At 70.9% G+C, this 15106-nt stretch carries 16 protein-coding genes; 12 read left to right on the top strand and 4 right to left on the bottom strand.

Translation table 11 applies throughout. The features are described from left to right. The first annotated feature begins 6 nt into the window (after window positions 1–6). The 4 genes from ACSHV8_RS04935 to ACSHV8_RS04950 all read left to right on the top strand — a co-directional run bounded on the left by ACSHV8_RS04935 (window position 7) and on the right by ACSHV8_RS04950 (window position 3964). Window positions 7–429, top strand: coding sequence for a hypothetical protein (locus ACSHV8_RS04935; RefSeq protein ID WP_436529808.1), 423 nt, complete (start codon window positions 7–9; stop codon window positions 427–429). A 59-nt stretch (window positions 430–488) separates the two neighbouring features. Next, window positions 489–1604 (top strand): tyrosine-protein phosphatase, encoded by a 1116-nt coding sequence (locus tag ACSHV8_RS04940; protein ID WP_436529810.1) that lies wholly within the window; start codon window positions 489–491, stop codon window positions 1602–1604. Window positions 1605–1800: 196 nt separating this feature from the next. After that, entirely contained in the window at window positions 1801–3390 is a 1590-nt protein-coding gene (locus ACSHV8_RS04945; protein WP_436529812.1) for a methyl-accepting chemotaxis protein, read from the top strand. A gap of 67 nt (window positions 3391–3457) precedes the next feature. Further along, window positions 3458–3964, top strand: coding sequence for a GAF domain-containing protein (locus ACSHV8_RS04950; protein ID WP_436529814.1), 507 nt, complete (start codon window positions 3458–3460; stop codon window positions 3962–3964). On the opposite strand, the gene ACSHV8_RS04955 is transcribed toward ACSHV8_RS04950, so the two are convergent. Next, window positions 3961–4581 carry a DinB family protein gene (locus ACSHV8_RS04955; protein ID WP_436529816.1) on the bottom strand — a complete coding sequence of 207 codons (621 nt, stop codon included), beginning with the start codon at window positions 4579–4581 and terminating at the stop codon, window positions 3961–3963. The two genes, ACSHV8_RS04950 and ACSHV8_RS04955, sit on opposite strands and share 4 nt — an antisense overlap. Window positions 4582–4632: 51 nt before the next feature. On the opposite strand from ACSHV8_RS04955, the gene ACSHV8_RS04960 reads away from it, so the two are divergent. The 6 genes from ACSHV8_RS04960 to ACSHV8_RS04985 are packed head-to-tail and all read left to right on the top strand — an operon-like array spanning window position 4633 to window position 10526. Continuing rightward, entirely contained in the window at window positions 4633–5046 is a 414-nt protein-coding gene (locus tag ACSHV8_RS04960) for a hypothetical protein (RefSeq protein ID WP_436529818.1), read from the top strand. Window positions 5047–5089: 43 nt separating this feature from the next. Next, window positions 5090–6154: a PfkB family carbohydrate kinase gene (locus ACSHV8_RS04965; RefSeq protein WP_436529819.1), complete on the top strand. Its 1065-nt coding sequence runs from the start codon at window positions 5090–5092 to the stop codon at window positions 6152–6154. A gap of 29 nt (window positions 6155–6183) precedes the next feature. After that, on the top strand, window positions 6184–7101 hold the full coding sequence (locus ACSHV8_RS04970; RefSeq protein WP_436529821.1) for a carbohydrate ABC transporter permease: 918 nt from the start codon (window positions 6184–6186) through the stop codon (window positions 7099–7101). A gap of 3 nt (window positions 7102–7104) precedes the next feature. After that, window positions 7105–7920 carry a carbohydrate ABC transporter permease gene (locus ACSHV8_RS04975; RefSeq protein WP_436529823.1) on the top strand — a complete coding sequence of 272 codons (816 nt, stop codon included), beginning with the start codon at window positions 7105–7107 and terminating at the stop codon, window positions 7918–7920. Between the two features lie 6 nt (window positions 7921–7926). Next, complete coding sequence (locus ACSHV8_RS04980) at window positions 7927–9210, top strand: ABC transporter substrate-binding protein (protein ID WP_436529825.1); 1284 nt, start codon at window positions 7927–7929, stop codon at window positions 9208–9210. Between the two features lie 2 nt (window positions 9211–9212). Further along, on the top strand, window positions 9213–10526 hold the full coding sequence (locus ACSHV8_RS04985) for a 6-phospho-beta-glucosidase (protein WP_436529827.1): 1314 nt from the start codon (window positions 9213–9215) through the stop codon (window positions 10524–10526). Here ACSHV8_RS04985 and ACSHV8_RS04990 read toward each other — a convergent pair. Next, a complete protein-coding gene (locus ACSHV8_RS04990; RefSeq protein ID WP_436529829.1) occupies window positions 10514–10879 on the bottom strand; it encodes a hypothetical protein in 366 nt (121 codons plus the stop codon). The two genes, ACSHV8_RS04985 and ACSHV8_RS04990, sit on opposite strands and share 13 nt — an antisense overlap. A gap of 186 nt (window positions 10880–11065) precedes the next feature. Between ACSHV8_RS04990 and ACSHV8_RS04995 the strand changes: the two genes are divergently transcribed. Further along, window positions 11066–11422, top strand: coding sequence for a hypothetical protein (locus ACSHV8_RS04995; protein ID WP_436529831.1), 357 nt, complete (start codon window positions 11066–11068; stop codon window positions 11420–11422). 4 nt (window positions 11423–11426) lie between these two features. Here the strand turns inward: ACSHV8_RS04995 and ACSHV8_RS05000 are convergent, their stop codons facing one another. After that, window positions 11427–12581: a fatty acid desaturase family protein gene (locus ACSHV8_RS05000; protein WP_436529832.1), complete on the bottom strand. Its 1155-nt coding sequence runs from the start codon at window positions 12579–12581 to the stop codon at window positions 11427–11429. Window positions 12582–12649: 68 nt separating this feature from the next. Continuing rightward, window positions 12650–13756, bottom strand: a complete 1107-nt coding sequence (locus ACSHV8_RS05005; protein ID WP_436529834.1) for a ferredoxin reductase — start codon at window positions 13754–13756, stop codon at window positions 12650–12652. Window positions 13757–13833: 77 nt separating this feature from the next. Between ACSHV8_RS05005 and ACSHV8_RS05010 the strand changes: the two genes are divergently transcribed. Continuing rightward, window positions 13834–15027, top strand: a complete 1194-nt coding sequence (locus ACSHV8_RS05010) for a PucR family transcriptional regulator (protein WP_436529836.1) — start codon at window positions 13834–13836, stop codon at window positions 15025–15027. Window positions 15028–15106: the final 79 nt, after the last annotated feature.

Genomic DNA, 15106 nt, shown 5'->3' on the forward strand with positions numbered 1-15106 from the left:
GGAGGCGTGGCCGACTTCGACGATCCGCTGTTCCGGCTCGGGCGCTGGGCGCTCGCCAAGGTGTGGTTCGGCTGTGTGGTCTCGGGCGGCTACACGCTGGGCCGTCACTACCACTGGCCGCAGGCCTTCCTCACGTCGGCCGCCGTGCTGGGCGCGGTCGCACTGGCGCTGGCCTGCTCTTTTCTGCCGATCTGGACCAGGCAACGCCCGAGCGGCATTCCGGTCGTCGACGTGGGTCTGCGCGTGATGGTCTGGGGCGGCCTGGTCGCGACGGTGATCGCGCTGCTGATCGGCACACCGGCGGTCGGGATGGTGGCCGCCGCGCTGTTGTTCAGCACGGCCGCCCGTACGTTCAAGGATCCTTTTGTTCCGTTCATCCGGCGCCTCCCGATCACTCCGCGGGTGAACCGGCAGCAAAAAACCAGCTAGTAAATATCCGTTTACTTAGCCATGGCGCAACCGTCGCTTCAACCGCATGCAATGCACCGGTGAAGTTGATCAACGCCTGCCTGGCCTGCGCCGTCGCCCTGAGCGCCGGCCTCACCGCCGCCCCCGCGTCCGCCCACGACCGGACCGGGCATCACGCCTCCCACCAGGACCAGTCCCAGCACCGGATCCCGTTCACCGCGGCCACGGTGACCCAGAACGCCGACGGCACGTTCACGATCACCTGGTCGGCCCCGGGTGCCCGGAACGTGACGATCTACGCCGGTAAGGCGCAGGATCGTATCGAGCACCACAAGCCGGTCGCCCGCGGCGGCGAGAAGGCCACCGTCACCGTCAAGAACCTCGGCGAGGCCGACCGCTGGTGGTTCGAGCTGGTCCCGGACCGCGGCGAGTCGCTGACCCTGGCCGACCGCTCGCTGCACCTGGCCTCGGCGCCCAACTTCCGTGACGCCGGCGGCTACCGGACCGCGGACGGCCGCTGGGTGCGGATGGGCGTCATCTACCGCTCCAACTCGCTCGCCGCGCTGACCGGCGCCGACGTGGCCGAGCTCCGGCGTCTCGGGATCAGGACCGACATCGATTTCCGTACGCCGTCGGAGATCGCGACGGGTGCCGATCGGATCCCCGCGGGCGTCACCTACCTCAACCTGAACGTGATCGGCACCAGCGACGCGAGCGGCGGCCTGGGCACGATCGATCTCACCACCGAGGCCGGTGGCGTCGCGATGATGGTGGCCGGTGAGAAGGCGTTCGTCTCCTCCGACTCCGGCCGCGCGTCGTACCGGACGCTGTTCACGACCGTGGCCGACCGCACGGCCGCCGACGTGCTCTACCACTGCACGGCCGGCAAGGACCGGACCGGCTGGGCCAGTGCCGCGCTCCTGACCGCGCTCGGTGTGCCGCGCGACACGGTGCTGCGGGACTATCTGCTCAGCAACGACTACAACGCCGCCGCCAACGCGGCCACGCTGGCCCAGGTCCCGGCCGTCATCCGGCCCGGCTACAAGGCGGTGCTCGACGTCCGCGAGGAGTACCTGCAGTCCGGGTTCGACGAGGTCAGCGCGAAGTACGGCAGCTTCGACGGCTATCTTCGCACGGGCCTGGGCCTGAGCGCCCGGGACCTCCGCGCGCTGCGCACCCAGCTGCTGGTCGGCTGAGGCACCAACCCCGGAAGATCACCACCTTCAAGATCAAGGGCCCTTTCCCGTACGGCGGGGAAGGGCCCTGGGAATGTCGACGCGAAACCGGATGGTGCGGTCGTGCGCGGTGCACCGGCACCCACACTCAGCAGTTCGTCCCCGGTGCCGACCTTTCTAGTACAGGGGTGGCACCGGGCGCGGGAGAAGACGGACGATGAAGCGGTTCTGGGCGGATCTCAGCGTGAACATCAAGGTCATGACCGCGATCTCGGTCGCCGCGGTGGTGGCGCTGGTGATCGGGGCGAACGGTCTGCGCTCGCTCAGTGAGGCCAGCGCGTCGGCCAACGAGATCTTCGAGGACAACGTGACCAGCGTCGCCGTGCTCGGCGAGGTGGAGAACGCGATCACCCAGTCCCGTCTCGACCTGACCAACCACGCCGTCTACTCGGACGCGACCAACAAGGCCAAGTACGAGAAGGAGTTCACCACCGACCTGGCCGACGTGAGCACCACCTTCAAGAACTACATCGCCACCGGCCCGGCCGGGTCGGCCACCACCATCCAGACGCTCGAGACCGACTGGGCCAAGTACGTCGACGTGGCCCGGAACCAGCTCCTCCCGCTCTCCCGGGCCAACAACCTGGCCAAGTGGCAGGAGGTCCGCACCGCCCAGATCCAGCCGCTGGTGACCACCATCAAGGCCGGCCTGGCCGAGCTCGGCGAGGCGGAGCGCGCCGACGCCGCCGCGGCCGCGGGCGAGGCCCGGTCGAGCTACCACCAGAGCCGTCTCGAGTCGGTCGTGGTCCTGGTGATCGGCATCCTGGCCGCGCTCGGCCTCGGCTTCGTGGTCGCCCGGGGCATCGTCCGATCGCTGCGCCGGGTCACCACGGTCTGCGAGGGCCTGGCGGCCGGCGACCTGACCCAGAGCACCGGCATCACCTCGGCCGACGAGCCGGGCCGGATGAGTCGCGCCCTGGACGCCGCGGTGCTGCGCCTGCGCGAGACGGTCACCACCATCGGCGATTCGGCGGTCACCCTGGCCAGCGCGTCCGAGGAGCTCAACACGGTCAGCTCACAGCTGCAGAGCGGTGCCGGGGACGTCGCCGAACAGGCCGGCTCGGCCAGCGCGGCCAGCGAGGAGGTCAACGTCGGGGTGCAGTCGATCGCGGCCGGCGCCGAGCAGATGAGCGCCTCGATCACCGAGATCGCGGCCAACGCGGCCGAGGCGGCCCGGGTCGCCAACGAGGGCATGAACGTCGCCGAGCGCACCACCCGCCAGGTCGCCGAACTGGGCACGGCCAGCGCCGAGATCAGCGACGTGGTCAAGCTGATCACCACCATCGCCGAGCAGACCAACCTGCTGGCCCTGAACGCGACCATCGAGGCGGCCCGGGCCGGCGAGCTCGGCAAGGGCTTCGCGGTGGTGGCCGGCGAGGTCAAGGAGCTGTCCCAGCAGACCGCGAAGGCGACCGAGGAGATCACCGCGCGGATCGGTGCGATCCAGGCGTCGAGCACGTCGGCGACCGCGGCGATCGGCGAGATCACCGACGTCATCCAGCGGATCGGCGACTACACCACCACCATCGCGTCGGCCGTCGAGGAGCAGACCGCGACGACCGGGGAGATGAGCCGCTCGGTGGCCGAGGCGGCGTCGAGCAGCGGCGAGGTGGCCCGTACGGTGACCGGTGTGGCGGAAGTCGCGGCCGCGACGGCCGAGGGAGCGCGCACCACACAGCAGGCCGCGGCAGACTTGACCCGGTTGGCGGGTGACCTCACCAATCTCGTCGGTGGTTTCCGTCACTGATCCTCAACTCGCGCCCTGTCGTGTCGTCGTTCCTGGTGACGGCGCTTCATCCCCCGGGGAGGTACCGATGAAGACCGATTTCTACGACCGCCTGGCCGAGCCGGCCCGGCTGACCGAGCTGGCCCGCTACGACCTCGCCGATCCCACGCTGCGCGCCGCCCTCGACGAGGTGGCCAAGCGCAGCGCCAAGCTCCTGGAGACACCGGTCTCGCTGGTGTCGGTGCTCGGCGCCGACGCTCAGCAGATCGTCGGGTCCTACGGTCTGCGCGACTGGGTCGCCACCCCGCAGGGCGCGCCGGCCGAGTGGGCGGTGTGCAGCCGCACGGTGCTCAACGGCGAGCCGTACTGCGTGGCCGACTTCAGCGACGACCCGGTGCACGCGGCCAACCCGTTCCTGGCCACCACCGGACTGCGCAGCTACCTGGGCGTCCCGCTGGTCGCACCGGGCGGCGTCATGCTCGGGGCGCACTGCGTGGTCGACAGCAAACGGCGCATCTACACCGACGTCGACCTGGCCGTGCTGTCGGACAGCGCCGACGAGGCGATGGAGGCGCTGATCCGGCACCGCCGTTAGGCGTACCAGCGCCATTTCTCCTGGCGCGGATGCCCGGGCAGCTCGGCCCGGCCGGTCGCCCAGAGCAGCGTCGGCCACGGCTCGTGACCGGCCGGCGCGTCCGGGAACAGGCGGCCGAGCACGCGGGCGCACACGTCCGGATCCGGCGACCAGGGGAACTTCAGCGTCCCGGCGACGTCGTGCAGGTGGGCCACGACCTCGACGATGCCCATCGCGGCGAAACCGGAGGCGTCCGAGACCCCGAACGGGTGATAGCCCCGCCGATCGGCCGGGCTGACCCGCACGACCGCGGCGAGCAGGCCGCCGGCCGCTTCGAGGGCCCGCAGGAGACCCGCGGTGCCGTGCTCGGGGTCCACGTGGACGGTGAGCGCGGGCGCGCCCGGACGGCTGCGCCGGTAACCCCACGGCACGTACTCGTCGGTGGGTGGACGGTCGGCGGCCAGCTGACCCGCGTACGCGAAAAGGTCGTCGGCGACGTGCTCGACCGTCTCCCAGCAGGACCAGTCCAGCCCGCCGGCCGGCACCTGCCAGTCCTGCTCGCCGACCGATCGCAGGGCGGCCACGGCCTGCTCGACCACGCTGTGCACGTCCCCGGAATCCACAAGTGAGTCGGCCATGGCGCGGAAGCTATCGCAAAACTGTCGTACCCCGCGCGCATTATCGGCGGCATGGGAGAAGCAGCCATGCCGATCCGCCGCCGGATCGAGTTGTCCATCGCCGAGACCCGCCTGCGTTTCCAGCAGCTGGTCCGTCTCACCGGGCTGACCGGCCAGGTCGTCGTCGTGGTCGACGGCGGCCGCCCGATCGCCGCGATCGTCCCCGCCGCCGACGTCCTCGACCCACCGCCGCCCCCTCCGCCGCCGGCGCCGCCCCGGGCCGGCCCGGAGAACAGCGCCGGCTGGCTGCGCCGGATCGAGAAGGTGCGGGAGGACGTGCGCCGCCAGCACGCCGGCCGGGTCACCGAGCTGTCCCAGGCTCTGGACGAGGCGTGGCAGATGCTGGACCGGCTGCACCCGCCGGGCACCGATCGTCACGTCGACACGCTGCGTGCGGCCCACGGAGACGTGCGCCGCACTCGGTGATCAATCTCCACTTGACCTATCGGGACGGAGGTAAGATCGGCCAATGGCGCGCCAGCTCGATCTGTTCGTACCCGGGGTGGTGTTCCTCGACGTCATCTTCACCGGGCTGCGTGAGCTGCCCGGGCCCGGCACCGAGGTCCGGGCCTCCGGGATGGGGTCCTGCCCGGGCGGGGTGGCCAACCTCGCCGTCGCGGCCGGCCGGCTCGGCCTGCGCACCGGTCTCGGCACGGCACTGAGCACGGACGCCTACGGCGAATTCTGCCACCAGGTGCTCAGCGGCCAGGAGGGAATCGATCTCTCCGCGTCCCGCCGGCTCGACGGCTGGCACTCGCCGGTCACCGTCTCGCTGGCCTACGACCGCGACCGCAGCATGATCACCCACGGGCATCCGCTCCCCACCGACGACGAGGGCCTGGTCAACGGGCTTCCGGCGGCCCGCGCGGCGGCCGTGAGCCTGGGCGGCTCGGGCACCGGCTGGGTGCCCCGGGCCAGCCGCAACGGCACCCTGATCTTCGCCGACGTCGGCTGGGACGAGACCGATCAATGGGACTTCGACGCGCTCTCGGTGCTGCCCGACTGCCACGCCTTCCTGCCCAACGCCGTCGAGGCGATGCGATACACGCGCACCGGCACCCCGTCGGCCGCGCTCGACAAACTGGCCGGCCTGGTCCCGATCGTGGTGGTCACCGACGGCGGTGACGGCGCCCTGGCCATCGACTCGGCGACCGGCGAGGTGGCGACCGTCCCGGGCGTGCCGGTGGAGGCGCTCGACCCGACCGGCGCCGGTGACGTGTTCACGGCCGGGTTCATCGCCGGGACTCTGGGCGGGTGGCCGCTGGCCGACCGGGTCGCCTTCGCGAATCTGGTGGCCGCGCTCTCCGTGCAGCACTTCGGCGGGTCGCTCTCCGCGCCCGGCTGGGGCGACATCGCCGACTGGTGGCAGGCCACGCTGCGCGCGGCCGAGGCACGACATCCCGAGTCCAGCGAGGGCGAGCTGGCCCGCCGGTTCGCGTTCCTGCCCGACGTGATCCCGCCCGGCAAGCGCAACGCGGTGCACCGTGCGACCGCCACGATCGCTCGCCTGTCCGACGCCCACGCCGAGCCGTGAGGGGAGGGCCGCCCACCACCGCGACGCACATGAAGAGTGGCGGGGGCGGTGAGGCGGTGACGGCGGCGCCGGGCCGTGCGCGGGCGGGCCGGCGGGACACCGCGGTGGGGTTGGCGTTTCTGGCGCCCAGCCTGGTCGGGGTCGGCGGGTTTCTGCTGGTCCCGGTCGTGGTGGTGGCCGGGATCAGCCTGTTCCGGTGGGATCTGCTCAGCCCCGCCCGCTGGGCCGGGCTGGACAATTACCGGTCGATCCTGACCGATCCCGGGTTCGGCCGTTCGCTGGCCGTCACCGCGGTCTTCGTGCTGCTGGTCATTCCGGTGCAGACCGTGCTCGGCCTGGCCGCCGCCCTGCTGCTCGACCAGCGGCTGCCGGGCGCCACCTGGTTCCGGGCGATTCTGGTGCTGCCGTGGATCAGCGCCCCGCTGGCGCTCGGCGTTGTCTGGCGTTGGCTGCTCGATCCGTCCGACGGTGCCGTCAATCAGGTGCTCGGTCAGCGCGTCGAGTGGCTGACCAGTCCGGTTCTGGCCTTGCCGTCGGTCGCCGCGGTGACCGTCTGGACCAATGTGGGTTATGTGGCGCTGTTCTTCCTGGCCGGGCTGGCCGGCGTTCCGCCGCAGTTCTCGGAGGCGGCCCGGGTCGACGGGGCCGGCCCGTGGCAGGGCCTGTGGCGGATCACGTTGCCGCTGTTGCGCCCGACCACGTTCTTCGTGCTGGCCACCGGCGTGATCAGCAGTTTCCAGGTGTTCGACACCGTGTACGCGATGACCCGGGGTGGTCCGGCCGGCCGGACCCAGGTGGTGGCCTACGCGATCTACCGCGAGGCGTTCGTCGAGTTCCGGATGGGCCGGGCCGCGGCCATGTCCGTGGCGCTGTTCCTGCTGTTGATCACGGTGACGGTCGCGCAGCAGGCCTTCTTCCGCCGCCGGTCGACGTACGAGATGGGGTGAGCCATGCGTCGTGCCGTGCTCACCTATCTCGCGCTGGGCCTCGGCGCGCTCGTGATCCTCGCGCCCTATCTGATGAGCCTGCAGACGTCGCTGAAGACGGCGCGGCAGTTCGCACAACAGCCGCCGCTGGCCCGGCCCGCCCCGCCGACCGGGGCCAACTACGCCGAGCTGATCGCCGGTGGCCACAGCCTGTTCCCGCCGCTGGTGATCACCGTGCAGGTCGTCCTGGTGGTCGTTCTCGGTCAGCTGATCTGTTCGGTGCTGGCCGCCTACGCGTTCGCGCGGCTCGATTTCCCCGGGCGGGACGCGATTTTCCGGGTCTACCTGGCGACCCTGACGGTGCCGGTGGTGGCCGTGCTCGTGCCCCGGTTCGTGCTGCTCAGCCAGGTCGGACTGGTGAACACGTTCTGGGGGATCGTGCTGCCGTCGATGTTCGGCTCGCCGTATGCGATCTTCCTGCTGCGCCAGTTCTTCCGGGCCGTCCCGCAGGAGCTTCTGGACGCCGCGCGTCTCGACGGCGCCGGCCACCTGCGGGTGCTGCGGCACGTGGTCCTGCCGTTGAGCCGTCCGGTTCTGGCCACTCTGCTGATCATCACGGCGGTCAGCCACTGGAACGACCTGCTGTGGCCGCTGGTGGTCACCAGCGGGGTGCGCTGGCAGGTGCTGACCGTGGCGGTCGCCGGCTTGCAGAGCCAGTACCAGGGCAATTGGACGCTGGTGATGGCCGCGACGACGCTCGCCACGATGCCGCTGCTCGTGCTCTTCGTGGTCTTCCAGAAGCACATCGTCCGGTCGATCGCCCTGACCGGGATGCGGTGAGCGCCCGTGCGACGACTGGTTCTGAGCATCGTGGCGGTGCTGTTGAGCGCGGGTTGCTCGATCGCCGGCGGCGACGACGTGGACGGGCGGACGACGGTGACGTTCCGCCTCTGGGACGAGCGGGTGGCTTCGGCGTACGCGCAATCTTTTTCGGTCTTCGAGAAAGCGCACCCGAAGATCCACGTCGACGTGCAGGTGGTGCCCTGGGCCGACTACTGGACCAAGCTGCCGGCCGACGTGGTCGCGGGCACGGCCGCCGACGTCTTCTGGACGAACACGTCCAACCTGGGTCTCTACGCGGACAACGGCAAGCTGCTGCCGGTCGACTTCACCGGCGACTGGACGACATCGGTCGTGGGCCTCTACACGCGCGGCGGCCGGCTGTGGGGCGTGCCGCAGCTGTGGGACTCGATCGCGCTCTTCTACAACAAGGACCTGGTCGAGCGGGCCGGGGTGGATCCGGCCGCGCTCAGCTGGGACCCGGCCGCCGCCGACGATCCGCTGCGCGCGGCGTTGCGGAAACTCACCGAGGACGGCGCGGGCCGGCACCCCGGTCAGGCCGGCTTCGACCCGGGGAACATCACGACGTACGGGTTCAACGCCGCCCTCGACCAGCAGGCCGTCCTCTGGGATTTCGTCGGCTCGAACGGCGGCACCTGGCAGTCCGGCGACACCTTCGACTTCGCCGACCGGCCGCGGACCGTGCAGGCCACGCGGTACGTCGTCGACCTGATCAATGCCGGTCACGTGGCGCCCTCGGCGGCCGACACGAACACCAACGCCGAGAAGGCGCTGCAGCTGTTCACCCGGGGCCGGCTCGCACTGTTCCAGTCGGGCCCGTTCTCGTTGACGAGCGTCCAGGACGGCGCCGGCTTCCGGTGGGGGATCGCGCCGCTGCTCCGGGGCCCGGCCGGGCGGATCGGCGTGGTGCACGGCGTGGCCGCCGTCGCCTCGGCCCGGACCCGGCATCGGGCCGCGACGGTCGAGGTGCTGAAGTGGGTCGGCTCGGCCGACGGGCAACGGCCGATCGCCGCCGGCGGGTTCGCGTTCCCGGGCGTCACCGCGGTCCAGCCGGCGTTCGTCGACTACTGGAAGCGGCGGGGCGTCGACGTGCGGCCGTTCCTCGACTCGGCCGCCGGGACGACGTTCCCGGCGCCGGTCGGTCCCCGGGTCGGCGCCGGTGGGACGGCCTACGAGCCGATCCTGCAGCAGGTGTTCCTCGGGCAGTTGGGCGTTGCGGAAGGATTGCGGAAGGCGCAGGCCGCCGGCAACGAGGCGATGAAGGGCTGATCATGCGGTTGACCATCCTGGGCGGCGGCGGTTTCCGCGTTCCGCTCGTGTACAAGGCCCTGCTCGCGGACCCGGAGTGGACCATCACCGAGGTCGTCCTGTACGACGTGGACGCGGCCCGGCTGGACGCGATCGGCCGGGTCCTGGCCGCGCTCGGCTCGCTGCCGGTGCGGACCACGACCGACCTCGACGAGGCGCTGACCGGGGCCGCGTTCGTCTTCAGCGCGATCCGCGTCGGCGGGCTGCGCGGCCGTGTCGTCGACGAGCGGGTCGCCCTGGCGGCCGGCGTGCTCGGGCAGGAGACGGTCGGGGCGGGCGGGATCGCCTACGGGCTCCGCTCGGTCCCGGAGTCGCTGCGCATCGCGGCCCGGGCCGCCGAGCTGGCGCCGGACGCCTGGCTGATCAACTTCACCAATCCGGCCGGGCTGGTCACCGAGGCGATGGCCGGGGTGCTCGGCGACCGGGTGATCGGGATCTGCGACTCGCCGACCGGCCTGGTCGACCGGGTGCTGCGGGCGCTGTCGGTCGAGGCCGGGGACGTGCGGATCGACTACGCCGGGCTCAACCACCTGGGCTGGCTCTACGGGGTGCACGACGCGACCGGGCGGGACCTGTTGCCCGGGCTGCTCGCCGACGACGAGCGGCTGCGGACGTTCGAGGAGGGGCGGATCTTCGGGAACCTGCGGGAGCTCGGGGCGGTCCCGAACGAGTACCTGCACTACTACTACGACCCGGCCGGAACCCTCGACGCCGTGCGGTCGGCGCCCCGGACGCGCGGTGCCTTCCTGCGTGAGCAGCAGGACCGCACCTATCACGAGATCGCCTCGCGGGATCCGCTGCAGGCCTGGACAGATGCGTGGCGCGAGCGCGAGGCGACCTACATGGCCGAGAACCGGGACCTGACCGGGGCCGGCGAGCGGGAGCAGGACGAGTCCCGGCCGGCCGGCTACGAGGGGGTCGCGCTGGCCGTCATGCGGGCCGTGGCCCGGGACGAGCCGGCGTCGCTGATCCTCAACGTCGCCAATCGGGGCACGCTGGAGATCCTGGACGACGCGGCGGTGGTGGAGGTGCCGTGCGCGGTCGATGCGCGCGGTGCGAAACCCCGGCCGGTCGCGGCCCTGCCCGGGCACGCCGTTGATCTCGTACGGGCGGTGAAGGCGACCGACCGCCTGATCCTGGAGGCGGTGGCCACCGGATCACGGGACACCGCCGTGCGCGCGATGGCCACCCATCCGCTGGTGGGTGACCCGGCGCTGGCCGCGCGGCTGATCGACGCCTACCGCGCGGAACTGCCCGAGCTGGCCTACCTGTCCTGAGCCCCGGCCTGCGTGACCAGGGCGTAGACCTGACTGGCGACCGCGGCGCCGAGCAGGGCCCGGATCACGTGGCCGGCCACTCCGGCGTCGGGCAGCGGGACCGTGCCGAGCCACACGACCAGGGCGGCCACCACGGCGGCGGCCCCGGCGATCCGGGCGTGCCGGTCCGGTCCGCTGTAGAGCGCGACCACGGCCCAGAGCAGGATGGTCGCGTCCACGAAGTCGCCGACCTCGTGGCCCATCAGGCTGACCAGGACACATGCCGCGCCGGCGAGCACCGCGCCGATGGCGGCCCGGCGCAGGGCCATCCCTCCGGACACGGCGGCGGTGGCCGGGGCGACATCGGAAACCATCGGTTGATCTTGGGTCCTGCGTGTTTCCGTCAGGTGACCGGAAGTTGAACAGCGCTCGCGGATGTCGCGGCGGGCTCGGCCACTGTGCTTCCGGGGGTGGGCTTGACGCCGTACGCGCACATTGCTCTTGATGTTGGCAGTTACCCCTGGCGCACGGGCGATACCGGCAAGTAACCTGCGGGGACCTTGGTGGTCGTCGATGGGCAGGGGGTGGGCCGGGTGCCGCACGTCGGGGTGTCCGCCGGGACCGTCGTCATGATGCTCGGCATGATCCTGCTGATCGTCCAGCCCGGGGCGATCCCATTCGCGTACGCGATGACCACCCGCCACGTGCGGCGCGGCGGGCAGCGGCCGACGTTCGTCGCCGTCGGGACCTACCTGCTCGGCTGCCTGTTCACGCTGATCTGCGTGAGCGCGTTCTTCTGCGCCGACTTCCCGATGATGTGGGCGGTGGTGCTCGGTTACGGGCCGATGTGGCTCTACGGATACCTGCTGTTGAGGCAGCCGGAGGCGCGCCCGGCCGGGCGGCACCTCCGGAGCTGACCCGTCAGACCGTGGCCGGCTCGGCGACCGGCATGCGCGGCGGACGCGAGTGGTCCGGCGCCGCGGTCGGCTTGCGGTTCGGGAAGGACAGGCGGATGACCTTGGCCCACGCCGACGCCACCTGGACCGGGAGCGGACCGGTCACGTAGGGCAGGTCGTACTTCTCGAAGAGCGCCCGCACCTTGACCGCGACCTCGGCATAACGGCTGCTCGGCAGGTCCGGGAAGAGGTGGTGCTCGATCTGGTGGGACAGGTTGCCGGTCATGATGTGCATCAGCTTGCTGCCTGAGATGTTGGCCGAGCCGAGCATCTGCCGCAGGTACCACTCGCCGCGGGTCTCACCCTTGATCGAGGTGCGCTCGAAGGTGGAGACGCCGTTCGGGAAGTGACCGCACATGATCACCGAGTGGCTCCACAGGTTCCGCACGATGTTGGCGGTGAAGTTCGCGGCGATCGTGTGCAGGAAGGACGGGCCGGACAGGGCCGGGTGGATGATGTAGTCCTTCAGCATCTGGCGGCGGATCTTGCGGCCGACCGCCTTGACGTTGGCCTTGAACTCGGGGTCGTTGCGGCGCTTCTTGGACTTCAGGTTGCGGCCCAGGTTCAGGTCGTAAGCCGCGATCCCGTACTCGAAGAAGAGCGCGTTGATGAAGTTCCACAACGGCTGGGCCAGGAAGAACGGGTGCCACTTCTGGTTCTCGTCGACCCGCATGATGCCGTAACCGAGGTCGTTGTCCTTGCCGACCACGTTCGTGTACTTGTGGTGGATCTCGTTGTGCGAGTGCTTCCACTGGTCGGCCGGGGTGACGTGGTCCCACTCCCAGGTCGTGGAGTGGATCTTCGGGTCACGCATGAAGTCGTACTGCCCGTGCAGGATGTTGTGGCCGACCTCCATGTTCTCCAGGATCTTGGCCACCGACAGGCCGGCCGTGCCGACGATCCAGGCCGGCGGGAAGAGCGAGAACAGCAGCACGGCCCGGCTGCCCATCTCCAGGCTGCGCTGCACCTTGATCACCTTGCGGATGTAGGCGGCGTCGCGTTCCCCCCGGACGGCGAGCACCTCATCCCGGATCGCGTCCAGCTCACGGCCGATCGCCTCGATGTCCTCGGCGGTCAGGTGGCCGATCGGGTTGACTTCCTGGCGTTGCAGCGTCGTCACGAGTTCCTCTGTTCTGTGCTCTTTTTTGGGGGGTCGTTTCTCAGCTTCGGGGGGTTTCCGGGGAAAAGTCAGGCGTCCAGGTGGCAGGGGCCGGCGGCGGCCGAGATGCAGGTCTGGACCAGGACGTTGTCGCCCTCCACGGCCGTGGTGACGGTGCCGTCACGCATGTCGCGGACGATGCCCTCGCGCATCGGCAGCACGCACGAGTAGCAGATGCCCATCCGGCAACCGGACGGCATCAGCTGCCCGGCGGCCTCGCCGGCTTCCAGGATCGACGAACCACCCGGGGCCTCGACCACGGTTCCGGATTTCTCGAACGTCACGGTGCCGCCCTCGCCGGCGACCAGCACGGTCGGCCGGAAACGCTCGACGTGCAGCCGCTCGGACGCGCCCGCCTCGGACCAGTGGTCGGCCAGCGCGTCCAGCATGTCGCCCGGGCCGCAGGCCCACGTCTCGCGCTCGAACAGATCAGGGACCAGCGTGTCCAGCTCGGCCGGCTTCAGCCGACCGTCGGCCGCGGTGTGCCGCTCGATCAGCGTGATCCGGCCCTGCTCGGCCAGCGCGCGCAGGTCGGCGCCGAAGACGACGTCCTCGCTCGACCGGGCCGAATGCACCACGATCACGTCGCTGAGCTCGTGGACCAGGCTGCGCAGGATGCCCATGACCGGCGTGATCCCGCTGCCCGCGGTCAGGAACAGGCTCTTCGCCGGCCGCTGACGCGGCACGACGAAATCGCCGGCCGGCAGATCGAGGTTCACCACCAGGCCGCGGCGGGCATGCTTCAGAAGATAAGAACTGACGACCCCATCGCGTACGGCGTTGACGGTCACGTGGATGCGCCCGGAAGGGTGACCGGCCGGGCTGCTCACCGAGTAGGAGCGCCACAGGCGGATGCCGTCCACGTCGACACCGAGACGAACATACTGCCCCGGCTCGTGGGGGCGCCACCCGCGGCCCGGCCGCAGCTCGAGGGTGACCGCGTTCGCGGTCTCCCGGTGAACCGCCTCGACACGGGCGCGCAGTACGTTCGGATTGCGCAGGGGAGCGATCACGTCGAGGTAATCGGTCGGCACCACCGGAGTGGTGATCAACTCGACGACACGCCACGCGCCGTTGCGCAATGTCTGTGTAACAGCCACCTGAACAAGACTGCTGGTTCCGGCAAACGAAAGCATGACCAGGGGAAGTGAATCGGGGGGACCATAATTGTTCGGCGGGGACAAGGGTCGGACCGAAGACGAGGGAGTTTTGTGTGATCGAGCCGCTGCGTGACGTTCGGTCGTACCGTCTGCCGCTTGAGGTCGTCAGCCCGTTGCGACACGGGCTCCCCGAGGTTGCCGTGCAGACGGTGACGGCGATCATCATGGAGGTGCCGGCGTACGCGGAGCCGTTCGCGGGCGAGCTCGGCCACAAGATCGAACGGGCCGTGCAGGCCGCCCTCGGCACCTTCCTCAGCCTGGTCTCCCGGCCCGGCACCGACCCCGGCACCCCCCTCGCCGCCGCCCTCGAAGCGGCGTACGCGCTCGGGCGCGGCGAAGCCCGGTCCGGTCGCAGCCTGGACGCGCTGCTCTCGGCGTACCGGGTGGGCGCCCGCGTCGCCTGGCGCGAACTGGCCGCGATCAGCGTCCGCTCCGGGCAGCCGGCCGGAACCATCGCCGACTTCGCCGAACTGGTCTTCGCCTACATCGACGAACTCTCCGCGGCCAGCGTCGCCGGGCACGCCGACGAACTGGCCACGACCGGCCGGCTGCGGCTGCGCTACCTGCAACAACTCGCCCAGGCGCTGGTCGCCGGCGAGCCCGCGCACGTGCTCCAGGCGGCCGCCGAGCGGGCCGAGTGGACACCGCCGCAGACGCTCACCGCGGTGCTGCTGCCGGAACGCTCGTCGCGGTCGCTGATCGACCTGCTCGACCCGCGGACACTGCCGCTGGCCGGGGCCCTGCCCGACCTCCCGGGCACGGCCGTGCTGCTCGTGCCCGACCCGCAAGGAACCTCCCGAGCGCATCTGATCAGGCTGCTGACCGGGCACAACGCGGTGATCGGGCCGGCCCGCCCGTGGCTGCGGGCGCAGTGCTCGGTCGAACGGGCGGTTCGCGTCCATCAGCTGCACACGCCGGTCAAAGGCGCGGTCGTGGACACCGAGGAGCACCTGGCCGAGCTGGTGGTGTCGGCCGACTCCGGGGCACTGGCCGACCTGCGGGACCGGGCCCTCGCACCCCTCGCCGGGGAGAAGGGGACGGCCGCCGCGAAGCTGGTGGAGACGCTGCGCAGCTGGCTGGTGCACCACGGTCGGCGGGAGGACGTGGCGGCCGAGCTGTTCGTGCATCCGCAGACGGTTCGCTATCGGATGGCGCGGCTGCGGGAGCTGTACGGGGAGAAGCTGAAGGATCCGCAGTGGGTGCTGGCATTGACGATCGCCCTCGCCGTGCCGCTGCCGGAGGCGTAGTCCGGCCCCGCCTAGACCAAAGTTTCCCGTCCCCTACTTTCGGCCGGTGGCAGCGGTTCCGGGGCGGGCTAGCGTCGGG

It is taken from the genome of Actinoplanes sp. HUAS TT8 (genome assembly GCF_051380535.1).
Lineage (GTDB): Bacteria > Actinomycetota > Actinomycetes > Mycobacteriales > Micromonosporaceae > Actinoplanes.